The sequence below is a fragment of the Glutamicibacter sp. NPDC055354 genome (genome assembly GCF_053644955.1).
Window position 1 is genome coordinate 261,726 of record NZ_JBSHMB010000002.1, and the last position, 23,352, is coordinate 285,077.

The window sequence follows — 23,352 nt, forward strand, 5'->3', positions numbered from 1 at the left end:
AATATATGACTGGCTTTTCCCGTGAACGTGACTTAATCCAGCTCGCTAGCGACCTGTTCGGCAACACTGTTCAGCTGTTCGGCCGAGGTGTCACTGGAAAGTACGACGGTGGAGTCCTTGAACTCGGAGATCAGGTACGTGCTCTGGTCCTTGGTGCGCACTTCCCACTGCGCTCCGCCGATGGTGCGAGTTTCGGTTGGTGTCGCCGCATCGGTGATCAGGGCTATCCAGGTCGGGTTGGCGTCAGCAGCTTGGCGAACCCACACGAAGTTCTTGTCTTCGAAGACGAGGCCGCATTCCCAATAGGGCACTCCCTGTGCAGTGTTAGCCTGCCAGCGAGCGAAGTTCGCATATGCCTTGTCGCCCAGTTCCGGGGCGAAGATCTCAAAGCCAGAAATCTGTTCCGTCTGTTCCGCGGTGGCCTGCAGGTTGACGTCGCTTTCAAACGCGTCGTCCTTGGGCGGCGGGTTGAGCATAAGCACCGGAATGAGTATGGCAACCGTGAAGCCGATGGACAGCACCATGCCCTTGAAGGTCTGGTTCGCGCGCTTGGCCTGCTTCTCGGTGAGCTGCGGCTTGTACGGCAGATCCTCGAAGGTGGCATTCGGATCGTCGAGGCTTCGAGGGGACGCAGCAGGCGTCTCGGTACCGTTGGCCGTGTTGCCGGTAGCCGGGACGCTGTTCTCGGTGTTCTTCTCAGGTTGCACGCCTTCCATTCTCCCCGAAGATTCTGTGGAATTCGAACCAGAGTGCCCAAACGCACGTCGAACTATGAGCAGGCACTCCCGACACGAACTGTAAAGCGAAAACTCTAGAGGATAGAATGTCCTTGTTTGCATAGGCGCAATGACTACGACTCAGTGATGGGATCTTTCGTGACCGAAAAGAACAATTATGCCCACCTTTCTCCGCGACTGTCGGTTTCCGACGCGGAGCCGGACCGCAACCTAGCACTGGAGCTGGTGCGTGCAACCGAAGCGGCAGCCATCGCTTCCTCGCCGTGGGTCGGATTCGGTGACAAGAATGCCGCAGACGGTGCCGCAGTCGACGCCATGCGCGGCTTGCTGTCCACCGTGAACTTCAACGGCGTTGTCGTGATTGGCGAAGGTGAAAAAGACGAAGCTCCAATGCTGTTCAACGGAGAACAGGTTGGCAGCGGCACCGGCGCCGAATGCGACGTCGCAGTCGACCCGATTGACGGAACCCGTCTGACCGCACTGGGCCTGAACAACGCCCTGTCCGTGTTGGCCGTCGCCGACCGCGGTTCGATGTTCGACCCCTCCGCCGTGTTCTACATGGAGAAGCTGGTCACCGGGCCAGAGGCAGCCGAGCTCGTTGACCTCCGCCTGCCAGTGAAGCAGAACCTGCACCTGATCGCCAAGGCCAAGGGCAAGAAGGTCAGCCAGGTGACTGTGACCATCCTGGACCGCCCACGCCACGCTGGCCTGATCGAGGAGATCCGCGCGGCTGGTGCCCGCACCAAGCTGATTATGGACGGTGACGTTGCCGGCGCCATCGCCGCAACCCGCGAAGGCACCGGCGTTGACGCGCTGATGGGTGTCGGCGGCACCCCTGAAGGCATCGTGACCGCCTGCGCTATCAAGGCGCTGGGCGGCGTGATCCAGGGCCGCCTGTGGCCAACTGATGACGATGAGAAGCAGAAGGCCATCGACGCCGGCCACGAATTGGGCCGCGTGCTGACCACTAACGACTTGGTGACCTCGGATAACTGCTACTTCGCAGCGACCGGCATCACCGATGGCGACCTGCTGCGCGGTGTCCGCTACAAGGACAACCGCATCCACACCCAGTCGATCGTCATGCGTGCCAAGTCCGGCACCATCCGCTTCGTCGAGGGTGAGCACCACCAGGACAAGTGGGAAGCCTACACCCGCTAATCCGCATCTGATTGCAAAACTGCGAGCCATGGACTTGATTCAAGTCCATGGCTCGCAGTTTTGCGTTTGTCCCCTATAGTGCCACGAAGGGCCTCAGGGCAGTGCGGCTAGTCGATCTGGGCGCTGGCTGCGAAGAGCTGGCCCGGAACGGTGCCCTGCAAGATGGCGGTGGCTGGCAGTTCGGACGCGGTGAGGAACAACGACTGCCCGCGGCTGATGCTGCGTTCGCCTTCACGCGTGGCTACCAGGAACTCACCGGCGGTGCACAGCAGCACTGCGGCACCGTGCAGCTGCAGATCAGCGGCAAGGCCCGGCTCTATGGGATCGAGTACCTGCAGCTGGAACTCTTCGAAGTCGGGCTTGTACAAGCGGTCATGGGTATCAAGGGCCACCGGCTCCAGGATCGGGGCAGGGGAGGGGGCGGCAATGGTGACGTCCAGCAGTTCGGGAACATCGATATGCTTGCTGGTCAGGCCTCCACGCAGCACATTATCCGAATTGGCCATGACCTCGATTCCCAAACCGCGCAGGTAGGCGTGGACGTTGCCGGCACCCAGGCTGATGGCCTGGCCAGGTTCCAGGAAGATCAGATTCAGCAGCAGGGCGACCAAGACCCCCGGATCGCCAGGATAGATCTTGTTGATCGAGGCTAGCTCGGCGAAATGGGCATTGCCGTGCAATTCGGGGCTGCCTGCCACTGCTTCGCTGATCTGCGCTACCAGCTGGGAAATTTCCTCCCCCGCGGTCAGCACATGCTTGAAAGTCCGGGCCAGCGGATCGGTGCCCTGCAGCAGATCGAGCAGCTGGCCTATCGGGGCATGCGCCGAGTCCGGCAGGTGCGCGGCCAGGATCTGCAGGTCTTCAACAATCTGCGCTGGTTGGCGGAAGCCCGATAGCGCCACGAAGTCGGTGAGGGCAAAGAGCATCTCCGGCTTGTGGTTGTCATCGCGGTAGTTGCGGTCAGCAGCATCCAAAGGCTTGCCGTCCGCGTTTTCCTGGGCGAAACGCTCTTGGGCCTGCTTCAGCGTGGGGTGCGTCTGGATCGACAGCGGCTGGGTCGCCGAGAGCACCTTGAACAGGTAGGGCAGACGTCCGTAGCGCTGGGCGACTGCTGAACCCAGTATGTGCTCTGGATCCTCGGCGATGAAATCATTGAGCGCTGTCCCGCTATCGGAGATCCGGCTCGGGCACCCGGGATGGGCACCGAGCCACATCTCGGCCTGCGGGGTGGTTTCCGCGGGCAGATCGAGCAGATCGGAAATCTGCGAAGCAGATCCCCAGTGGTAGTCCCTAATCGCGTTTTTCAACTCGAACACGTCTTTTGACCATAGCCTTTCAGGAGCGGTAGTTGGGTCGCATGGCGGTCGGGGGGTCTTAACCGTTTACGGAACCGAGCATTCGTCGTTATTGGCCGCGATCTCTGAAATCAACGTGCGGTAGCCGGCCATTTCCAATTGCACCAAGTACTCTTCGGTGATCGGGCTGCCATCTGGCTGGGTGAATTCCGGGCTGTCCTCTTTCGACAGCTTCGGAGCATTGTTCACGTCAGTGGTTTCCGGCGCTTCTTCGGAAGCCTGGGTTGTTTCTTCCGGAGCCGAGGACTTGGAGGTGTCCTCGCTCTTTTCAGGATTGTCCTTCTTCTTTTCCTTCTTCTTCTCCGGCTCGTTCTGCTTTGCGATCAACGTCTGGATACGCTCTTGCAGCTTGTCGAAGTCGGGGTAGGTGGAGAAGCTGCGTTCGAAGTCCGGCGCACCGAGGGTCAAGCGGGCCATCGGCTCCTTGGAGACCTTCTCGGCCAGGGATACGAAGGAACCGAGCTGACCTGCTGGAATGTCGGTTTCAACGAGCTGTTCACCGGCGGACATGATCGAAGTGAAATTGCTCAGGATCGTTTGCGGCTTGAACTGCTTGATAATTCCCTGCTGCAAGCACTGCTGGCGCTTGATGCGGTGGTAGTCATCGGTGAAGTCGCGTGAGCGAGCAAACCACAATGCCTGCTTGCCGGTGAATTCGTGGGTGCCCGGTGCGAACCAGTGCGTGCGCACGGTGCTGTTTTCGTGGTATTTCCCGTTGTAGGGAACCCATCCGCCGGAGTCGATGGTGACCCCGCCCAATGCGTCGACAAACTGCTCGAACCCGGCCATGTTGATCATGACGTAGCCCTGGACAGGGAGCCCCGTGGTGCCTTCCAGCGCGTCCATGGCAGCTTGCGCGCCGACGTTCTTCACGGTCTCGGGGAAAGCATCCGCGTGCTCGGTTTCGGCATTGCGGTAGATGGCGTTGAAGATGCATTCGTCGCCGCAGTTGTAGCCTTCGGGCCAGATCTTCTCCATGGGCGAGCCCGGGGCGAAGCGTGCGCTCTGGAAGTTGCGCGGCACCGAGATCAGCAGGCTCTTGCCGGTTTTGGCATCAACAGAAAGCAGAGCCGCAACGTCGGTGCGGACGCCTTCGCGGTTGGCACCGGAGTCGGCACCGAACACTGCGATGTTGTAGCGCCCGTCGACTGGCTCGAAGGCGGGTCCTTCATCGAATACGGCCACAATGGTTTCGCGTCCGGTATTCAGCAGCGAGGCGCCGTAGATGAAGACACCGCTGGTGGCCACCACGGCTGCCAGGGTGAAAATGGTAACGATGGCACGCATGCCAGGGGCCAGCAGCTTGGGCCGGATAATCACCAAGGTGTTGGTGAACATGATCAGCCAGCCCAGGGCCAGCGTGCCGAGCACGATGATCAGGAACAGCTGGAAGTTCGGGTGGGCAACCCAGCCGAGAATGATCGAACGATCAATGAAGTACAGGGCAACCAGCGCAAGAATGGCCAGCCAGCAGGCCATGGTGATGGACACTGCGATCCGTCCAAGCTTGCGATTTCCCGCGACCAGCTGAGCGCCGCCGGGGAAGAAGATGGTCAGCAGGACCAGGATCAGAGCCCGCTTGCTGCGCTGCGGAGAGCTGATGGTCTCTGGCTGGCGCAACGGACTTGGTGCGCGGTGACTGGCAGAACCCATGTACTTTTGGACTTTCCCTAGGAAGCGAAATTCTCGTTGGCAACTTCAGCGCGCAAAGCCGAACCCTTGGCATGGGCTTGCTCGCGCAGTGAATCTGCAAACTGAAGCAACTTTACCTGTAACGATTCGGCTAGCTCATCGGTTCCCGCTGCGAGCATGCGCACAGCCAGCAGGCCGGCATTGCGTGCTCCGCCAATGGAAACAGTTGCTACGGGGACTCCTGCAGGCATCTGGACGATGGAGAGCAGGGAGTCCATTCCATCTAGTTTAGCCAGTGGAACTGGAACTCCGATCACCGGCAGCGGTGTAACAGCTGCAAGCATGCCCGGAAGATGCGCTGCACCGCCTGCGCCGGCGATGATTGCGCGCAGTCCGCGTTCGTGGGCTTTCTTGCCGTAATCGATCATTTCTTCTGGCATGCGGTGCGCCGAAACGACGTCCGCTTCAAAAGGGATTCCGAATTCGGCCAGTGCCTGTGCGGCCAGGCGCATGACCGGCCAATCGGAATCAGAACCCATTACGAGGCCGACCAGTGGTGCTTCAGACATGAGATATTTCCTTGCGGTGTTCTAGTAAGAGCCGCTGCCCGGTACGCGGCAGCGGCTCTTGATCAAAATAAAGTCTAGACGGCGGCTTCGATGCCGTCGCGGATGAGCGCGGCAACCTTATTGGCCTGCGAACGAAGTTCATCTACGCTTTGCCCGGCGTTAGCCACAACGTTGACGTGGCCGATCTTGCGGCCCGGGCGCACGGACTTGCCGTAGGCATGGACTTTGACTTCTGGCGCGGCGGCCAAGGCGGCTTGGAAAGCCGAGTAGAGGTCCTGGTTGGCGCCGCCGAGATAGTTCTTCATCACAGTCACGCCCAGCTCGCGGGTTTCGCCCAGCGGCAGATCCAGAACCGCACGCAGGTGCTGCTCGAATTGGCTGGTGACCGAACCGTTCATGGTCCAGTGGCCGGTGTTGTGCGGGCGCATGGCCAATTCGTTGATCACGAAACCGGCTCCTGAACCCGGGGTTTCAAAGAGCTCTGCGGCCATGACTCCGGTGACGCCGAATTCTTCGGCGATGCGCAAGGCCGCATCGGCTGCGGTGGCCGCGGTGGCTTCGTCAATATCCTGGGCAGGCGCGATCACTTCATCGCAGACTCCATCAACCTGGATGGTGTGGACCACGGGCCAAGCCTTGGCCTCGCCTGAAGGGGTGCGGGCTACCAACGCGGAAAGTTCGCGGGAGAACTCGACCTTGTCCTCGGCCAGCAGCGGGCCATGGGCGAACCAGTCGGCGGAATCCTTGGCGTCTTGGGCATTGTCCAGCATGCGCACGCCCTTGCCGTCGTAGCCGCCGCGCGGGGTCTTGAGCACAATGGGCCAGCCGGTCTGCTCACCGAAAGCGATCAGGGCATCGACATCGTCAACCTTGGCCCACGCAGGGTTCGGAAGTCCGAGGCGTTCGATGGCCTCGCGCATGACCAGCTTGTCCTGGGCATGGATCAGCGCAGCCGGACGGGGCTGGATGTTGACGCCCTCATTGATCAGGGTGGTCAAGAATTCGTTGGGCACGTGCTCGTGGTCAAAGGTGACAACGTCCTTGCCCTTGGCGAATTCACGCAGGGTTTCGAGGTCTTTGTAGTCGCCTACAGGAGCGTCGGGAACGCTTCGCGCAGCCGAAACATCAGGACCTTCGGCAAGAACATGCAGTTCGAAACCTAGGTTCAGGGCCTCGGGGGCCATCATTCGGGCTAGCTGCCCGCCACCAATCACACCAATTTTTGGAAAGCTCACGATTACAAGGGTATCGAAAGCGACGTTGAGAATCGCATGCGCGTTGTCTGATTACTCTCACAATTCGGTCAATTTCCAGAAAGTGCCGATAAAATAGCAAGATCGCGCGCTTCTCGTAGTGCTTAGCGCGCCTTGTTACTGCTAGCCAGACGGGAACAATATTCCCTGGAGGACAATTGCTCGAGCGCATCAAACTCAAAATAGCCGGACTCATCTCGTTGCTGTGGCGCGAGGTGGCGAAGTTCGGCGTCGTCGGTGGCGTTGCGTTCATCATCGACTCGGGGATCTACGTCTGGCTCCTGCACGGTTCCATGAGCGATTCCCAGGTTAAAGCGAAAATCATTGCTGGCGTCGTCGCGACGATGTTCTCTTGGGTGGCCAACCGCTACTGGACCTTCCGCCACCGCCGCCAGGCCAATGTGGTGCGCGAACTCGTGATGTTCATCATCATGAATGCCATCGGATTGGGCATTGCCGCGGCCTGCGTATGGGTCACCAAATACTGGTTGGGCTTGACCGATCCCACCTCGGTGTTCATTGCCGGTTCGGTAGTCGGCTTGGTGCTCGGCACCATCTTCCGTTTCTTCGCCTACCGTTTCTGGGTCTTCGGCAGCGCGATGGATGCGGAGGAAGAATTCGCCCACGACCACGAAGTTCTGGGCAATCACAAGGCCGATACCGGCGCTGACGCAGCGCATTCCGCTGGCCAGGCCGATACCGGCACGGTACCGACGGTGGCTCGCTAATCCGCTGGTCGGTAGTCGAAGTCAATGCGTTCGCCGTCGCGCAGGCGCTGGGTCACTTCCATCCCGTCTTCTACTAGCACAATTCCGTCACCCGCTGCCCACTGGCCAATGGCGAAGGGCAGCAAGGAGAGCACGGGTTGCTGAGCACGCACTAGAATTGTTCCTTGCGCCTTAGCTTCGGTATCGAATAACGCAGCAAGGCTGACCGGGGCGTCACCATTGGTTGCGATGGCTGAGGCATCACCAGTTACTGGCGAGGGATAGAACTGATCCCCGTAGGTACGCACGGAGGCATTGAAGTCTTCTGCGACAGGGCCGAGATCCGAGCCGAAGGACAGCGCGAGAGCTGCCGGGTTCACGGCAAGGATTTCAGAGCTGCTGGGTATGCGCTCATCATCCGGTTGGGCTGTCACCCACACCGATGCCTGCTGTGCATCATCATGCCCAGCATCGACCAGCGTGGCGCCATGGTGCAGCGCGGCCAGGGCCACGACCAGGGACTTCCAATGCGCCGGCAAATCGAGCACCATGATCGAGTCTTCATCGAGGTCGAAAACCTCGCCCAAGAGATTGGCGCTTTTAGCGACCCAATTGTCAAATACCCGTCCGGACAGCTCGATGCGTTCCCCGCCGACGGAGTACCAGGTGAGCCATGGGGAGGCTGAACTGCGTCGCGGCGCGAGAAGATTCTCGACAAATGTTCGTGATTGTAGGCTATTGCTCACTGGATGTCCTTAAATTTAATTACTGAGAATTCACCGAGAATTCAGCCAAGACGGGACTCGCCCACCTCATGTGCGTCTTTTGACGGCGTGTTGTGCCGGGAGTTTCCTGAGAACTCTTCTTAGAATGACCTCCCCGCTTGACTCTAGCGGAGTTACACGGCTGTAATTAGATGGTGAGTCCGGGCAGGTTCATCACTTTTCGCTAGTTCGATGGAATAAATGCTGCCGGATGGATCGGGAGCAATGACGGCCCGATCTCCTCAAACCAATCGAAAGGTCAACATCACCATGGCGAATCTGGAGCAGGGGTACTCCGAATTTTCGACCTCGGCTGTTGCGTCGGCTCAATACGGGCTGGAGGACGCACCATCCGACTGGTTTGTCGATCCTCAAGCCGGTGAGTCCGCACGGGTTGCAGTTGCAGCCGATCTGGAGACCGCGGCCGACAGCTACCTGAAAGAGCACGACACGTTATCCGACACCGAAGAAATCTCCTCGGTTGGCTCGTGGGCTCCTGAGCTCGACGAGGATGACGAAGTGCGCGAAACCATCAAGGCAGTTTGGCTTGGTGTTGGCGGCGAAGTTGACGAGGGCGAGCTGGGCTGGCAGGCCCGTGCTCTGTGCGCACAGACTGACCCCGAAGCGTTCTTCCCTGAAAAGGGCGGATCGACTCGCGACGCGAAACGCGTCTGCGGCGCATGTGTTGTCCGTTCGGAATGTCTAGAATATGCCTTGAGCAATGACGAGCGCTTCGGAATCTGGGGAGGGCTCTCAGAGCGCGAACGTCGCCGTCTACGGAAACGAGCAATCTAATTCGTCCGCCAATTCACGTCACCGCCATCGTTGCTTCGCACGATGGCGCTGACTTTTTACCACGCACTTTGGCCGCACTGCGAAACCAGTCCCGGCCTATCGAACGCTTCGTCGGAGTTGACGCTTCGTCCTCTGACGCATCGCTAGAGGTCCTGCGGGCGAACTTGCCTTCCAACTCCGCCTTGCTGGTCGCCGATGAAGGATCCTTGGGGCTGTCGCTGGAAGTAGCGGTGTCGCAACTGCCCGAAGCGCGTTTGGACCGTGATGAATGGCTATGGATTATCCATGATGACTCCATGCCTGCTCCCGACGCGCTGGAACAGCTGACTCGGACCGTTGAGGCCTCCGAATCGGTATCCATTGCCGGTTGCAAGCTGCTGGACATCGATAACCCGCGCCATCTGGTCGAGGTGGGGTTGAGCGTGGACCGCAAGGCCCAGCGCCTGACCATGATCGATATCGACGAAGTCGACCAGGGGCAGTACGACGGACGAAGCGATTACTTCGCCGTGTCCTCGGCCGGCATGTTTATCCGGCGCGAGGTCTTTGAGCAGCTGGGCGGATTCGACCCGGCAATTCCGGGCCGTGGCGACGACGTGGACCTATGCTGGCGCAACCGCCTGGCCGGTCACCGCGTGGTCGTGGTGCCAAGTGCCAAGATGTACCACCAAGTCGAGGTTGTCGACTCGCTGGCAGGCCCGCGCGAAGCCAAGCGCTCGGAAGTCTTCCAGCGCTTGAAGTTCGCTTCGCCTTTGGAACTGCCGTTTTTGTGGATTGGATTGCTGCTCGGCGGCATCGGCCACTTCCTCGTAGCATTGCTGGCCAAGGACCCGGGCCATGGCTTCAGCCACCTGGCTTCGGTCCTGCGCGGACTGTTCTCCCCGGGCAAGCTGGCCGCTTCACGTCGCAACGTCGCCCAGATCCGCGAAATTCCACGCCGCCAGGTCCGCAAGCTGATGGTCTCCGGCGCACAGGTGCGCGAATACCGCCGCAATGTGAATACCGGGCGTGCCGATGGCGAGGTCTACGGGGATGGCAGTGGCGCCGACGCGATGGTTGAACCTAGCGGTGACAACTTCTCCGACTTCGTGCGAATCGCCCGTCCGCCGCGCACCACCGCGGTACTCTCGCTGATTCTGGCGCTCTTGCTCTCCGGGGCCGCTTCGCTGGTTGCTTGGCGCAGCCTGCTTGGATCCACTGCTTTGTCCGGCGGCGCGCTGCGCCCGCTGTCCAACAGCAACCAGGAAATCGGCGCCAACGCCCTATCGTGGTGGCAGAACATCACCACCGGATTGAGCGCTCCGCCGGATAACTCCGATGTGCTGTTCTGGCTTTTCTCGCTGGTGACTTTCAACCATGCCAACGAAGCTTCGATCTATCTCTTCTTCGCCGCGATGCCGTTGGCCGCCTTGACCGCGTGGTGGGGCATTGGCGCGGTGAGCCGTTCGCGTGCTGTCCGGTTCTTCGCCGCATTGATCTGGGCCCTATTGCCTTCGCTGGTCTCTTCGCTGGCCTCGGGACGAGTCGGCTCAGTATTGATCCACATCTTGCTGCCGCTGTTCTTCCTGGCAATTATCCGTGCCATGAATGCCCATGTGGCCATCGAAGGCGCGAAGCCCAAGAACCCGAAGCAGCAATCCGTATCCGCATGGACCGCTTCGGCTAGCGCCGCCTTGCTGCTCTGGGTGATCTCCGCCGGTTCCGTTTCATTCTTCCTGACCGCCAGCATCCTGATTTACGTTTTGGCCATCTTCTCGGTGCGCCGCGCACGCAGCCTGTGGTGGATCCCGCTGCCTGCAATCGTGTGGAATCTTCCGCTGCTGTTTGCCGGCCTAGGCGATCTGCGGCTGCTGTTCACCGAGCCCGGCGCGGCGCGCGCGTTCTCGCCAGCTGCCCCATGGCAGATGCTGCTGGGCTTCCCGGAATCCTTCGACGCCAACGCCTCGCTGGTGGGTTGGGACTTCCTGCCCGCCGGTCCGTGGGCTTTGGTCGCCGCACTGCTGGTCGGGGCTCCAATCATCTTGCTGGCTGTTTTCGGGACCTTGAGTTCTTCGCTCAGCCACAGTTCCAGCATGCGCCGGAACTCCCGCCGCCTGCTGTGGGGCGCAGTCCTGTCGCTGGCAGCGGGATGGGCCGTAGGTTTTGTCCCGTTCACCTTGGACTCGCACACCGCGGTGAGCGCCTACACCGGTCCGTTCGTCTCCTTTGCCATGTTTGCATTGCTTGCAGCTGCCGCCAACGCGCTAGCTGCCCTGCGCCATGAAGATCAGCCGCGCTCGATGCGGACGCAGGGTTCTCGTCCGGCGATGAGCCTGATGGCCGCATTCAGCGTGATCGCGGTTCTCGCTTCCGGCGCCGTGCTGCTTGGTGCCCAGCTGAATCCTGCCGCGGAGTCCGAAACGCTGACTTCCCTGAATTCGGCTCAGCAGGTGCACAGCTCCCAGCCTCGCACCCTGCCTGCCACGGCAGCCGATGCGGGACGCTCCGAATTCCAGAAGCGCACCTTGGTGCTCAGCCCGCGTTCCTCCGGTGAAATCGACAGCCAGTTGGTTTCGGGCTCCGGCGAAACCCTGGACAGCATCAGCCGCTACTCGCAGATCAAGCAGCTAACCGGACCGCTGCTGGATCCTGAACGCAATGAAGCTTCTGCCACCGCGCAGGTTCAGAGCAAAGCAGTAGCGATGCTGCTCTCCGAGTCTGCATTGGATTCGCGCGAATCGCTGCGCGACTTGGGCGTGGGCTTTGTCGTGCTCAACGAGACTGGTGAATCTGTCCCAGCGACCGTGCGCATCCTGGATGCGGCAACTGGGCTGGCATCGGTCGGCCAGACCGACAGCGGCTGGTTGTGGCGAGTGGATTTTGAAGCCAATGAAGAGAATCAGGGCGCTGGATTTGCCCGCGTTGTCGCTGAAAACGGTGACGTGAGCGTATTGCCGACCCAGCGTGGCAAGATCGCCAATCTGGAAATTCCGGCTTCTGATGCCAAGCGGACCCTGGTCCTTGCAACAGCGTCTGATCCGAAGCTGCGGGCCAGCGTTGATGGCGAATCCCTGCGTTCGGTGTCCTATCCCGAGGATTCGGAAACTCGATGGGCCCAGGCTTACGAGCTTCCTGCCGAGGGCGGCAAGCTGACGTTGTCGCACAAGGACTCCACGGCCATACCGGTTCTGGTGCTCAGCGCGATAGTTCTGCTGATTACCGTCCTCTTGGCCATTCCGGTGCCAAGCTCGCGGCGATTCGCCAACTACCGCAACAACGAATACCGCTTCCGTGAACCACGCGACGAAAATGAAGAACTCGCCGACGGCTCGGCCGTTTTGGCGGCCGCCGAAGTCCAGAGCCCGGCTACCGGCACCATGCCACTGAGCCGACGCGAGGCACGCGAACGCGCCAGCGAGATGCGTGAGAACTTGACCCCGAAGCTCAGCGACCGGATTTCGGACGCCGATGCCGAGCAGGAGAAGAAGTAGTGAGCGACGAGAAGAACGTGAACTCAGCGGATTCTGCTGACAAGCCAACTGAACAGACCCCGGCCCCGAAACCGGCCTCCGCGCAACCAGAAGCCAAGGACACCACCCCAGTGTCGGCGACACTATCGCGTGCTGAGACAAAGGCTGCCAAGGCCCGGGCCAAGGTCGATGCCAAATTGGACAAGGCCCGCGCCAAGGAAGCCCAGGCCCGGTCCAAGGCCGAAGCGAAGAACGCCGAGAAAGCGGCGAAGGCTGAAGCCAAGGCCGCTCAGCGGGAAGAACCAAAGGCAAAGCCGCAGCCTGAGGCGAAGTCAGGGAACAAGGACGCCAAGGAAACGGTGCCCACCGCGCAGGCTGCCCAGGCGAAGGCTCAAGGCGAACCGGCGGAACAGAAGCCGGCTCCCAAGCCGGACTCCGTTCAAGCCGGATCGGAGCAGCCCGAGGCTGCGCACGCCAAACTGCCTGCAACTGATGCAGCCGCCGCGGGCACCACTGATGCAGCTGCGCAGCCGGAACACTCCCAGGGCGCCGAGCCTGTCAAGAACGCCGGCCCAGCCGCGGCTGGAAGCAAGACGGGGCCTGGTGCCGCCCAGGACGCTGGACCGAAGAAGCCTGCAGCCCAAGACCCTGTAGTTGTTCCCGAACCAGTCAAGCCGCCGGCCGCAGAAGCGGCTAGGGCTTCCGGGAAGCAGAACGATGCCGGGGACTCCTCGGGGCAGCAAGGCGCAGCTGCGCAAGTTGCAGGCGTGGCAGCCACTGGTGCCGCAGCGGGCGCTGGTTCCACCAAGGCTGAGAAGAACCAGCCGGCCGGCCCGAAGCCTGGAGAAGAAGCCGCAAAGGCATCAGAACCGGAAGATCCGAAGGCTGCCAAGCGCCGCCATCGGCTGGAGAAGGTTCGTGCGCGGAACGCCGCGAAGGAAGAACTTGCCGCTGCCAGTGCGCTGGCTGCGCCTGCAGCCGGGCCGCAGGCGGAATCGGCTGACGGCAACGTCTCGAAGCGTCGCCAGAAGCTGGACAAGGCCCGCGCCGCGGCCTCCAAGGATGCGGCAGCCGCGCCGACGCGCAAGAAGACCGGAGCGGTTCTGCTCAGCCTGGTTGCCGTTGCGGCTGCCGGCGCTGCAGTGGGTGCCGGATCAATTTTTGCCCCGGCACCGGCCGAAAAGTCGTTGCCAGCTGCCGTGACGAACCTGCCCGCAGGTGACTCCAGCAGCGTTTGCTCGGCAACCCCGCAGCTGCTCAAGGGCGTGGAAGGCACCGATGCGCAGTTTGCGCCAGGTGCCAAGGACATTTCCAGCAACCTGCGCAGCATTGCCGTTTCGGATCTGGCCAAGCGCATTCCGGGCTCCTCCTTCACCAAGCTCGATGGCAGCGGCGCGCATGAGCTGACTGGACGCATCGCTGAGGATGAAGCTGCCGAGGCCCGTGGCGCTGATGATGCGGGCCTGACCGGCCGCGCCAGCAAGGTTTCAACTGCCAACGATATCGATGACGCCCAGGTCTACACCTTGCAGCCACTGGGCGAACTCGCTTCGAAGGGCAGCGCCGTGCGCAGCTACCAAGCCAAGGATGGCGACCTGGCAGGGCTTGCTGCCGCAACGTGCCAGGCCCCGGCGTCCAACTGGCGATTCACCGGCCTGCAGACAAGTACCGGATCCACCAGCGTGATGCATTTGGCCAACCCAACGCATACCACTGCCCAGGTATCCCTGCGGCTTCGAGGTCCAGACGGCTTGATCGACACCTCGACGCTGCAGAACATTGTCCTGGCAGCGGGGGAGAGCCGGGCCATCGTGCTCGGCGGCTACGCGCAGAACCTGAATTCTGTTTCGGCTGAAATCACGAGTGTTGGCGGAAAAATCACTGCATCGGTCCAACAGGCCGCCCTGCGCGGTTTGACCCCGTCGGGTGTTGAACTGGTCAGCGCCAACGCGACGGCTTCCAATAGCCAGGTGATTCCGGGAGTGTGGATCGAGAGCAAGGAGAATATTTCCAAGCTCAGCAAGGACAACAAGTCGTTGGTTCCACAGCTGCACGTTGCGGCAACAGGCTCCTCGGGCGCTGGATTCAAGGTGAAGGTCCTGGGCGAAGACGGCGAAGTCGCCGCCAGCTTCGACGATAACCTCGCCGTCGACTCCGACGCGACGAAGATTGTGGATCTGACCCAGCTGGCTGGTGGCTATTACACGGTAGTTGTCGAGTCCGATGCTCCGGTCACCGCAGCGGTGAAGATGGTTCGCGGTGCGGACCCGAAGGACTCCTCGGACACTGCCTGGGCGGTGAGCTCCAACGCGCTAGCCGGTACGCAGGCCATGCCGCTGTCGGCTAATGGCACTGGGAAATTCGCCATCGCCGCCGTAGCTGCAGACTCAGCGGTGGAAGCAGTGGTGGTTAATAAGGACGGCAAGCTGGAGGAACCGAAGAAACTCCAGATCAAGGCCGGGCAGAATGTTGTCTTTGATCCGAAATCTGTCTCCGAAGATGCCCAAGCAGTCATCTTCTCGACAGATGCCAACGCTTACCTGGCCCAGCTGGTGCTCGGTTCCGAACGTTCCATCGCTTGGGCTGCCATGCCACAGGCGAATGCCGGACGCGACGGCATTGTGGTGAACATCGGCGGCTAGGAATCCGCCATTAAGGAACTGGATAATTGAAGACCCCTTTCGCATGGCTGGCTGAGCGAATCACGCTGGAACGTAGTTCGCTCAAGGCAGCTTCGCTATCGGCAATGATCGCAGCGATTCTGATTATTGTCGGCGGCGGTGTCGTTCGAGTCACCGGGTCAGGACTAGGCTGCCCCGACTGGCCAACCTGCACCGGCGGCTCCATCGCGCCAACCGCTGAAATGGGGATTCACGCGACCATCGAGTTCGTCAATCGGCTACTCACCTTTGTCCTGTGCGCAGCGGTTGGTTGGGTCATCATTGCCGCCCGACTGCAACGCGAACCAGTTCCGGGCATCACCCGATGGGCGTGGTTCCAGTTCTGGCTTGTTGTGCTCAATGCGGTCATTGGCGGGATCACCGTCTGGGTGAAACTGAACCCCTACGTAGTTGCCGCCCATTTCCTGGCTGCGACCTTGCTGCTCACTGCCGCTGCGGCCACCTGGGACAAGGTGCAGAATCTGGGAAACGCCGGCTCAAAAGCCAGTACGGATTCGCTGAAGTCGCTGGGAACCTGGTTAGTTGTTCTCAGCGCCCTGCTCGTCATCATTGGCACCGGGGTGACCGGCTCAGGTCCGCATGCCGGAGACTCGGCCGAGGTCCCGCGGATGGGCTTCGACTGGCTGCAGATCACTCTCGTGCATGCCGCAGCAGCCGTGGGCGCACTGGTTGTTGCTTTGGTGATGTGGCGTCAAGCAAGAAAAGAACAAGTACCGGACGTGGCGCACAAAGCCAAGCTCTACCTCTGGGTATTGGCCGGACAGGGGCTGCTCGGAGCGATCCAGGCCATGACCAGCCTGCCAGAGCTGCTTGTGGTCGCCCACCTGGTTGGTGCTGCGCTGGTATGGATCGGTGCCGTGCGCGTTGGCCTGGCCTCCGATGCGCCGGGACGTGAAAGCCGGATCCAGGCCAGCTAGAGAAGATGGCCCTAGTAGTCCGGATCCTCAGGGAAATATGCGGGGTCCACTTCCGAGATGGGTTTCATCCAAAGCTGCGCGACCTCGTGCACCACGCACTGATGGACCAGATCCAAGAGTTCGCCGGTGTTTTCCGCAATCTGCTCAATGGGCAAGCGATAAATGATGATGCGCGCTGGGCGGCTAGCCGAAGCTGATTTTGATGATGCAAGCGGCACCCGCTCGCCCAGTGCAGCAGCCTGTTCCAGCAGCTTGTCACTGGGCACCGGATCAATCAGGAAATCGATCTTTTCAATTTCTCCGGGCCAGCGTTCCGAGAGCCTTTGCGCACTGGCCATCACGGCATCATCAAATCGTTCCGGCCGTGAACGGTAAGCAGGAAGATGCATGGGCATCAGCGGGCCACGCCGCCCGCGTCCGTGGCGGTGGCGACGGGAACCGCTTGGCGGATCAGGCAACTTGGAGTTCATTAACTCAGCCTAGCGCTTGCGACACTGTGCCGGTGCCCATCAGCCCGCAATTGGGCGAAGATCCCAAGGATGTGCTGACCAGCCGAGTAGAATGGCAAACGTGGAAGGTCTTCGTCTTTGTTCTCGCCCAGCCTGCCGTGAAACGGCCCGCGCTACTCTTACCTACGTATACGCAGATTCAACTGCTGTTCTTGGGCCTTTGGCGACGTACCCGGAACCGCACTGCTATGACCTGTGCGCCCGCCATGCGAACCGTCTGACAGTTCCCAGCGGGTGGAGCCTGATCCGTGGCGCCATCCCGGATGTGCTTGAACCAGAAGATGAGCTGAACGCGTTGGTGAATGCCGTCCGCGATCGAGAACCAAAGGTTCGCGAACCTCGCCACGCATCGGATTCGCCCATTGATTCAGTCCGTCCCCGCGATATCCGTGCACAGCGCTTTGACACTCGCGTCCGCTTGGCTGTGCTCCCAGCTGGCGACGAAGAAGCCTAGACCTTCTTCTCGAAGAATTCTTGAACCTGCATCGGCACTTTGGCGGCATCTGCAGCGCCTCTTTGTGTCCTAGCTGAAATCCAATTGTGGTGTGGTAATCCGTCAGATGACTCGACTCGCTGGATATGCTAAAGGCGCATGGGCCGTACTCGGCCCGTGAAGCAACCCCAAAACAGCACACCATCGCGCGAATTGCAGGAGGACTCCTCATGGCTGAGGCGGCGAAAAACCCCACTGGAGGGCAAGGAACTACGGGCCAGCCGGCACCGGCTGCCACTGGCAACATGCCAGGCCCACAGACCAGCCTGAGCCAAAAAGCTGAAGAGCTTACTGCGCGCCTGGAAAAGCACAAGAACCAGGCCCAGGCAAACGCCGCTGCCCAAAAGGAAGAAGCCCGCAAAGAGGCCATCCGCCGCGCGATGTCCGGCAAAACCGACGCCGAGACCAAGAACCCAACTGCAGCTCCTGCAGCCAAGGCGCAGCCTGCCCCCGTGAAGCCAGCGGCAGACAAGCCTGCCGCGACACCTGCGGCCAAGTCAGCTGAGGCCAAGCCTGCTGCGGCCAAAGCCCCGGCAACCAAGCAGCCGGTCAAGCCAGCGCCCGGCAGGCCCGCGGCGTCCAAGCAGGCAGCCGCCAAGCCAGTTGCGGCCAAACCTGCGGCCGCGAAGCCTGCCGCCAAGGCGCCCGCTGCGAAGCCGGCCGCTAAAGAGCCAGTAGAAGATGTCATTCGCGCCATCAAGCTGCCGCACGAAATCGAAGCTGAGAAGCAGGTGCAAAGCGAAGCCGCCGCCGGTGCTGGAAAGTCCGCTGAGCCGCAAGCCAGCGAGAAGGCAACCACCGCGCAAAGCGTGCCACCGGTGTCTGCTGCTCCGAAGACCGGATCCCTGCCAACAACAAAGGCTGCCGTTGCCCAAGCACGTAACCGAGTCTTTGGCAGCTACGCGCCAGAACCGGAACCTTCCGAAGCGGCCGTGAAGCGCCGGGTTGCGCGCGAACGGGCACTGAACTCGAAGCCGGCCCTGGGCCGTACTGCCCAGGTGATCGTGGCTCTGGTCTTCCCGTTGCTGACCTTGATCGCTGCCATCCGTTTGGTTGCCACGCCGGCTTTCCTGGCACTGTCCTACGGCCGCCCTGGATTCCCAAGCGATTCCTTTGGTTTCACCGATTCTGAACGCCTGACCTACGGCAGCTACGGTGTGGATTACCTGAACAACTTTGCCGGCCCCGAATACTTGGCCGGCCTGAAGCTTTCCACCGGTTCAAGCATGTTCACCGAAGGGGAGGTCCAGCACATGGTGGACGTGAAGAACCTCATCGGGTTCGCCTATATCCTCGGAGCTGTTCTAGCGGTCATCTTGATCATCGGTGTTTGGTACCTCGCCAAGCGCTATGCAGGCGGCGTACGGCGTGCATTGTTCTCGGGAGCGATCTTGGCCTTGGCGGGCATTGCTGCGCTTGCCGTCTCCGCGATTGTGGGATGGGACAATTTCTTCACCCAGTTCCATGCCCTCTTCTTCTCCGACGGCACCTGGACCTTCAACGTCAGCGATACGCTGATCCGCCTGTACCCAGAGCAGTACTGGCTCGATAGCGCCATCGGCATCGCCGTGCTGGTGCTGGCCACGATCGTCGCTGTATTGATCAGTTGCTGGCCAACCGGCCGCCGCCGTGAGGCGGCCCGGCTGCGCCAGGAGGCCCGTGCGTTCGGCATTGGCAACTAGCTGGCACAAGGCTTAAAGCACTGGGGGAGCAGTTCATGGCGAACTGCTCCCCATTGCTTTACCCAGTGGGAATTACTGGCGGTAGAGGGCTTCCACGCGGCCTTCGAATTCTTCGAGAACGCTCTGGCGCTTGAGCTTCAACGAGTTGGTCAGGTGCCCGGAAGCTTCGGTGAATTCCTCTTGCAGGACCACAAACTTGCGAATGGACTCAGCCTTGGAAACGGTCAAGTTAGCGGTATCCACGTAGCTCTGGATTTCGGCGATCACTGCTGGGTTGATCGCCGCCTCAGCCAGGGTCATGGATTCAAGCCCCTTGGCCTTGGCCCACAGCACCAGTTCTTCGGGATCCAGGGTCATCATGGCCGTAATGAATGGGCGCTGTTCGCCAGCCAGTACGCACTGGGAGACGATGCGTCCGGCGCGGACCATCTCTTCCAACGGGCCAGGGGAGACGTTCTTGCCGCCGGCGGTGACGATCAGTTCCTTCTTGCGGCCAGTGACCTGGAGGAATCCTCCATCATCCAGGACACCGGTATCACCAGTCTTGAAATAGCCGTCTTCATCGAAGACTTCAGCCGTGGCGGCAGGATTGTTGTGATAACTCGCGAAAACCCCAATGCCCTTGACCAGGATTTCACCGTCATCGGCGATCCTGATGGAGGTGCCGGGAAGCGGACGACCCACGGTGCCCACGCGGATTCGTGATGCTTGATTCACGGTGGCTGGGGCGGTGGTTTCGGTCAGGCCGTAGCCTTCGAGCAGTTCAATGCCAGCGCCGCGGAAGAAATGCGCCAAGTCCGGGTTCAATGCACTGGCTCCGGAAATCGCATAACCGCAGTGGCCGCCAAAGACGGCCTGCAACTTCGGGTAGAGGACCTTGCTGAACAAGGTGTGGCGGGCACGCAGGCCCAAGGGCATGCGAGTCTTGAGGCCACGCGCACGCGCATCACGGATCTTGGAAACCTCGATGGCTGCCTGTTCTGCCTTGAGGAACAGCTCGGCCTTGCCGCCACGTTCGGCTGTGGCCAAAGCGGTGGTGCGAATTTTCTCGAAGACGCGCGGCACGGCCAGCAGGAAGCCGGGCTTGACCGCGGACATGTCCTCGACCAGATTGGCCATGGAACTGGAATGCGCAATCACCGATCCGCCGTGGATGCAGGTCTGCTGGACGGCACGAGCCAATACGTGGGCCAGCGGCAGGAACATCAGCGTTCGGCGCTCTTCACCGAGCACTTCGAGCATATGGCCGGCCAGATTATGCGCCACCATGGCAAAGTTCGAGTGGGTCATGTTGCAGCCCTTGGGACGCCCGGTGGTACCCGAGGTGTAGACCATCGTGGCCACGTCCTGGAGGGTCATGGAAGCACGGCGGGATTCGACCAGCTGCTCATCGACTTGGTTGGCAGGAACCATCAGCTGATGCAGGCCAGCGGAGGGAATAAGCGTCTTGTCCGCCGTGTCGGAGCCTTCAAAGATGTGTGTGCGTACCGGTTCGCCCAGCTGAGCCGCCGCCTGGCGGACGTTGGCGCGCAGCTCGTGGTTTTCGGCGAAAACCACGCGCGCACCGGAGTCGCGCAGGATCCATTCGATCTGGAAGGCGCTGGAGGTTTCGTAGATGGGGACCGTCACGCCTCCGGCGAACCACACCGCTTCCTCGGCCAAAGCCCATTCATAGCGGGTACGGGAAATAATGGCGACCTTGTCACCGGGCTGCAGCCCATCATTGATCAGCGCCATTGCCAGGCGCTTGACATCAATGAGGAAATCACCGGCACTGAGATCATGCCAGGTGCCGTCGCGCTGCACGCTGAACAGTGGTCGTTGCGCCCCGCGTGCTACGCGATCAAGGAGTAGGCTCGTCGTGTTTACTTCTGGTGCTAGATCAGTGAGTAGCTCGACGGTTACTTCTTGCATTGAAGAATTGTCCTTTGGAATTTGATGGTCGTCTTAGTGGCCTATTTCATGGAAACAGGTGGCCAAGCCACGGGCGGCCTAGCCCCAGCTGGGGAGCCACACGTGCAAGCGCCAGTAGTCATCCGCGATCATTTCCCCACTCCATATCGGCCAGAAAAAGGCCGACGTGACTAGGAATAGCGCCATGAATATGGTGAGTACGATGATGCGTGATCGGTGCGCGGCACTGGAATTAGGGTCGCGTGGAATGAACCTGCCAATCATATACGTCAACGCGAGCACCATGAACGGAACCAGTGGCAGGGTGTAGAAGAAGAACATTGTGCGTTCTGGGTACATCAGCCACGGCAGAAACCCGGCCGCCACCGATGAGAGGATCGCTCCGGCGCGCCAATCACGGGCGCCAATCCACCACAGAATCAGCAAGAACATGCTGATGGTGCAGGCCCACCACATCAACGGGTTAGGCAGGTCGGTAATGACCTCGGTGCAACGCTCCAGCCCGCAGCCGTTGGCTCCCTTGTCGTAGCCTTCGAAGTAGAACAGCACTGGACGTCCGGCGAAGGGCCACGTCCACGGCGAGGATTGCCAGCCATGCTCGGAGTCGAGCCCGGTATGGAATTCGTAGCCAGCCTGGTGATAATGCCACAAGGAACGCAACGGCGAGGGCAGCCAGCTAATGCCTTCGCCGGGATTCTCCTCGGCCCAATGACGGTATCGGCCGCCCTGGGTGATCAGCCACCCGGTCCACGTGGACAAATAGGTCAGCAGCACCAGCGGCAGCATGGTGAAGAAGGAATAGATTCCGTCGCGGATAAATGCCGCCGACTGCCACTTGTGAACTCCTGCGGTGCGCCGCGCACCAAAGTCCCAAAGCACCGCCATGAGGCAGAATACAGCTACGAAGGACAGCGCCGACCATTTAATGCCAACTGCGCCACCGAGCATGATCGCTGCGATCAGCCGCCATGGGCGCCACCAGAGCATGGGGCCATGAACGAGCAGGAAGTCATCTGGCCGGTTACCCTCGGGTACTGAAAGCTTCCGGGCAAGCACGGTTCTGCCGTGTATCCGGTCTTTGAGCAGGGCATAAAACGCGGCAAGCACAAAGAACATCAAGAAGATGTCCAGCAACGCGGTGCGCGACATGACTATGGAATGGCCGTCGATGGCCATGAGCAAACCGGCGATGCCGGCAAGGACGTGGGAACCGAAGAGCAAGCGGGCGCACAGGGTGACTAGCAGGACCGAGAGGGTGCCGACCAGCGCTGTGGAAAAACGCCAGCCGAAGCCATTGAAATCACCGAAGAGGAGCATGCCCACGCCGATCATCCACTTGCCCAGCGGCGGATGGACGACAAAGGAAGCTTCAGCTTCCAGCTGCGGGTCGCCTGCGATGAACTTCCCGTCGCTGTCGTCAGCCCATTCGCGCTCGTATCCGCTTTGCAGCATCGCGAAAGCGTCCTTGACGTAATAGGTTTCATCAAAGATCAGCAAGTGCGGGTGCGCCAGGTTGACGAAGCGCAAGAGGCCGGCAATCAGTGTCACGACCAGCGGAATGATCCACATCAGCGGGCCGCTGGGAGCCACCACAGGCAGGAGCCGCTGTTTCAGGCTCTCGAAAGTGAAGGCCTGTCGCGCCGAGCGTACGTGGCCGGAGTCCGGAGTGTCTAAAACCGAGGTGCCCATCACCAATTCATGCTACCGGTGGAAAGTCCAGAAAGTGGGCTTTTCCTGCGTCGCGTAGGCTTAAGAATGTGCAGAACTCAGATAATGAGGGCGTAATCGTCCTGGGAGCCACACCGATTGGCAATTTGTCCGACGCCTCCCCGCGTCTGCGGGAGATTATGGCCAGTGCCGATATCATCGCCGCGGAGGACACCAGAAACTTCCACCACCTGGCCCATGCCCTGGGCATTAAAATCACTGCGAGGGTGATGAGCCTGCATGAGCATAACGAGGCTCACAAGCTCTCCGAGGTGATTGACCTGGCCGCCGAGGGCGCGACTGTGCTGGTGGTTTCCGATGCAGGAATGCCGGCGGTATCGGACCCCGGCTACCCATTGGTGGCCGCTGCCTTGAGTGCTGGCATCCGTGTCACCGCGGTACCGGGCCCTTCTGCGGTGCTCACCGCGCTGGCCCTGTCCGGATTGCCAACTGGCCGTTTCACCTTTGAAGGCTTCCTGCCGCGCAAGGCGGGGGAACGCCGCAAGCGCCTGGATTCCTTGCTCGCCGAAGATCGCACCATGGTGTTCTTCGAGGCTCCTCACCGGCTGAGCGACTTCCTTGATGCCGCTATCGAAGCATTTGGCCAAGACCGCCAGGCCGCCGTAGCCCGCGAGCTGACCAAGAAGTTTGAAGAGGTCCGTCGAGATTCACTGGCAAATCTGCGCGCATGGGCAGAAGATGGCGTACGCGGAGAAATTGTTGTGGTGGTCCACGGAGCCCCGGAAGCCGAGGCCGCATCCATCGAGGATTTGCTTCCCAAGGTTGCAGCCCTCGTGGAGGAAGGCATGCGCATGAAGCAGGCCGTGGCCGAAGTGGCCGAAAAATTCGGCGTGCAGAAACGCGAGCTTTATGAAGCTGTTCTGGCAGCACGTCACGAAGCGGGAAAATAGCCGAAGTCGCATAGGCTAAATGCACAATGAATGCTCGCGTTTATCGTGCAGACGGCAATTTACAGCCACCACCTGCCAGGAATAGCGTAGACATCAAAGACGATTAGTTTTCATTA

18 protein-coding genes are annotated in these 23,352 nt (G+C 60.7%); 9 read left to right on the forward strand and 9 right to left on the reverse strand.

Going from position 1 to position 23,352, the window contains the following annotated elements:
• Window positions 1-32: 32 nt before the first annotated feature.
• Window positions 33-707, reverse strand: coding sequence for a DUF4245 domain-containing protein (locus ACWICV_RS11460; RefSeq protein ID WP_402472586.1), 675 nt, complete (start codon window positions 705-707; stop codon window positions 33-35).
• 156 nt (window positions 708-863) lie between these two features.
• Between ACWICV_RS11460 and glpX the strand changes: the two genes are divergently transcribed.
• The gene (gene glpX, locus ACWICV_RS11465) at window positions 864-1,898 is read left to right on the forward strand and encodes a class II fructose-bisphosphatase (RefSeq protein WP_105657461.1); all 1,035 of its coding nucleotides are present in this window, start codon (window positions 864-866) and stop codon (window positions 1,896-1,898) included.
• Between the two features lie 107 nt (window positions 1,899-2,005).
• Here the strand turns inward: glpX and manA are convergent, their stop codons facing one another.
• The 4 genes from manA to ACWICV_RS11485 all read right to left on the reverse strand — a co-directional run bounded on the left by manA (window position 2,006) and on the right by ACWICV_RS11485 (window position 6,689).
• A complete protein-coding gene (manA, locus tag ACWICV_RS11470; protein WP_402472583.1) occupies window positions 2,006-3,214 on the reverse strand; it encodes a mannose-6-phosphate isomerase, class I in 1,209 nt (402 codons plus the stop codon).
• 66 nt (window positions 3,215-3,280) lie between these two features.
• Complete coding sequence (locus tag ACWICV_RS11475) at window positions 3,281-4,906, reverse strand: LCP family glycopolymer transferase (protein ID WP_332594725.1); 1,626 nt, start codon at window positions 4,904-4,906, stop codon at window positions 3,281-3,283.
• Window positions 4,907-4,923: 17 nt separating this feature from the next.
• Window positions 4,924-5,454, reverse strand: coding sequence for a 5-(carboxyamino)imidazole ribonucleotide mutase (purE, locus tag ACWICV_RS11480; protein ID WP_105657464.1), 531 nt, complete (start codon window positions 5,452-5,454; stop codon window positions 4,924-4,926).
• Between the two features lie 74 nt (window positions 5,455-5,528).
• Entirely contained in the window at window positions 5,529-6,689 is a 1,161-nt protein-coding gene (locus tag ACWICV_RS11485) for a 5-(carboxyamino)imidazole ribonucleotide synthase (RefSeq protein WP_105661717.1), read from the reverse strand.
• Between the two features lie 176 nt (window positions 6,690-6,865).
• Here ACWICV_RS11485 and ACWICV_RS11490 point away from each other — a divergent pair, with 176 nt between their 5' ends.
• Window positions 6,866-7,435 carry a GtrA family protein gene (locus tag ACWICV_RS11490; RefSeq protein ID WP_105657466.1) on the forward strand — a complete coding sequence of 190 codons (570 nt, stop codon included), beginning with the start codon at window positions 6,866-6,868 and terminating at the stop codon, window positions 7,433-7,435.
• Here the strand turns inward: ACWICV_RS11490 and ACWICV_RS11495 are convergent.
• Window positions 7,432-8,160 carry a TIGR03089 family protein gene (locus tag ACWICV_RS11495; protein WP_454091043.1) on the reverse strand — a complete coding sequence of 243 codons (729 nt, stop codon included), beginning with the start codon at window positions 8,158-8,160 and terminating at the stop codon, window positions 7,432-7,434. The two genes, ACWICV_RS11490 and ACWICV_RS11495, sit on opposite strands and share 4 nt — an antisense overlap.
• Window positions 8,161-8,448: 288 nt before the next feature.
• Here ACWICV_RS11495 and ACWICV_RS11500 point away from each other — a divergent pair, with 288 nt between their 5' ends.
• From ACWICV_RS11500 to ACWICV_RS11515, 4 genes are read left to right on the forward strand one after another with little or no spacing between them, the layout of a single operon-like run.
• On the forward strand, window positions 8,449-8,973 hold the full coding sequence (locus ACWICV_RS11500) for a WhiB family transcriptional regulator (RefSeq protein WP_400342891.1): 525 nt from the start codon (window positions 8,449-8,451) through the stop codon (window positions 8,971-8,973).
• Window positions 8,974-8,984: 11 nt separating this feature from the next.
• Window positions 8,985-12,443 (forward strand): glycosyltransferase family 2 protein, encoded by a 3,459-nt coding sequence (locus ACWICV_RS11505; protein WP_454091149.1) that lies wholly within the window; start codon window positions 8,985-8,987, stop codon window positions 12,441-12,443.
• Complete coding sequence (locus ACWICV_RS11510) at window positions 12,443-15,064, forward strand: DUF5719 family protein (RefSeq protein ID WP_454091044.1); 2,622 nt, start codon at window positions 12,443-12,445, stop codon at window positions 15,062-15,064. Before ACWICV_RS11505 ends, ACWICV_RS11510 begins: the two co-directional genes overlap by 1 nt.
• A 26-nt stretch (window positions 15,065-15,090) precedes the next feature.
• Entirely contained in the window at window positions 15,091-16,020 is a 930-nt protein-coding gene (locus ACWICV_RS11515) for a COX15/CtaA family protein (RefSeq protein WP_332498485.1), read from the forward strand.
• 11 nt (window positions 16,021-16,031) lie between these two features.
• On the opposite strand, the gene ACWICV_RS11520 is transcribed toward ACWICV_RS11515, so the two are convergent.
• Window positions 16,032-16,490: a metallopeptidase family protein gene (locus ACWICV_RS11520; protein WP_105657471.1), complete on the reverse strand. Its 459-nt coding sequence runs from the start codon at window positions 16,488-16,490 to the stop codon at window positions 16,032-16,034.
• A 91-nt stretch (window positions 16,491-16,581) separates the two neighbouring features.
• Between ACWICV_RS11520 and ACWICV_RS11525 the strand changes: the two genes are divergently transcribed.
• The gene (locus ACWICV_RS11525) at window positions 16,582-16,983 is read left to right on the forward strand and encodes a DUF3499 domain-containing protein (protein WP_208294212.1); all 402 of its coding nucleotides are present in this window, start codon (window positions 16,582-16,584) and stop codon (window positions 16,981-16,983) included.
• 284 nt (window positions 16,984-17,267) lie between these two features.
• Complete coding sequence (locus tag ACWICV_RS11530) at window positions 17,268-18,704, forward strand: TIGR01906 family membrane protein (protein ID WP_454091045.1); 1,437 nt, start codon at window positions 17,268-17,270, stop codon at window positions 18,702-18,704.
• A 72-nt stretch (window positions 18,705-18,776) separates the two neighbouring features.
• On the opposite strand, the gene ACWICV_RS11535 is transcribed toward ACWICV_RS11530, so the two are convergent.
• On the reverse strand, window positions 18,777-20,618 hold the full coding sequence (locus ACWICV_RS11535) for an AMP-dependent synthetase/ligase (RefSeq protein WP_332498487.1): 1,842 nt from the start codon (window positions 20,616-20,618) through the stop codon (window positions 18,777-18,779).
• A 78-nt stretch (window positions 20,619-20,696) separates the two neighbouring features.
• Window positions 20,697-22,307: a dolichyl-phosphate-mannose--protein mannosyltransferase gene (locus tag ACWICV_RS11540; protein ID WP_332727326.1), complete on the reverse strand. Its 1,611-nt coding sequence runs from the start codon at window positions 22,305-22,307 to the stop codon at window positions 20,697-20,699.
• Window positions 22,308-22,375: 68 nt separating this feature from the next.
• On the opposite strand from ACWICV_RS11540, the gene rsmI reads away from it, so the two are divergent.
• Window positions 22,376-23,236 carry a 16S rRNA (cytidine(1402)-2'-O)-methyltransferase gene (gene rsmI / locus ACWICV_RS11545; RefSeq protein WP_105657475.1) on the forward strand — a complete coding sequence of 287 codons (861 nt, stop codon included), beginning with the start codon at window positions 22,376-22,378 and terminating at the stop codon, window positions 23,234-23,236.
• The last annotated feature ends 116 nt before the right edge of the window (window positions 23,237-23,352 follow it).

What these genes read in the sequence shown, in the direction of transcription:
- purE (WP_105657464.1), bottom strand. Translation starts at nt 5,454, where the DNA reads ATGTCTGAAGCACCACTGGTCGGCCTCGTAATGGGTTCTGATTCCGAT.
- ACWICV_RS11530 (WP_454091045.1), top strand. Translation starts at nt 17,268, where the DNA reads ATGCCAGGCCCACAGACCAGCCTGAGCCAAAAAGCTGAAGAGCTTACT.
- glpX (WP_105657461.1), top strand. Translation starts at nt 864, where the DNA reads ATGGGATCTTTCGTGACCGAAAAGAACAATTATGCCCACCTTTCTCCG.
- ACWICV_RS11535 (WP_332498487.1), bottom strand. Translation starts at nt 20,618, where the DNA reads ATGCAAGAAGTAACCGTCGAGCTACTCACTGATCTAGCACCAGAAGTA.
- ACWICV_RS11520 (WP_105657471.1), bottom strand. Translation starts at nt 16,490, where the DNA reads ATGAACTCCAAGTTGCCTGATCCGCCAAGCGGTTCCCGTCGCCACCGC.
- ACWICV_RS11500 (WP_400342891.1), top strand. Translation starts at nt 8,449, where the DNA reads ATGGCGAATCTGGAGCAGGGGTACTCCGAATTTTCGACCTCGGCTGTT.
- ACWICV_RS11540 (WP_332727326.1), bottom strand. Translation starts at nt 22,307, where the DNA reads ATGGGCACCTCGGTTTTAGACACTCCGGACTCCGGCCACGTACGCTCG.
- ACWICV_RS11475 (WP_332594725.1), bottom strand. Translation starts at nt 4,906, where the DNA reads ATGGGTTCTGCCAGTCACCGCGCACCAAGTCCGTTGCGCCAGCCAGAG.
- ACWICV_RS11525 (WP_208294212.1), top strand. Translation starts at nt 16,582, where the DNA reads ATGGCAAACGTGGAAGGTCTTCGTCTTTGTTCTCGCCCAGCCTGCCGT.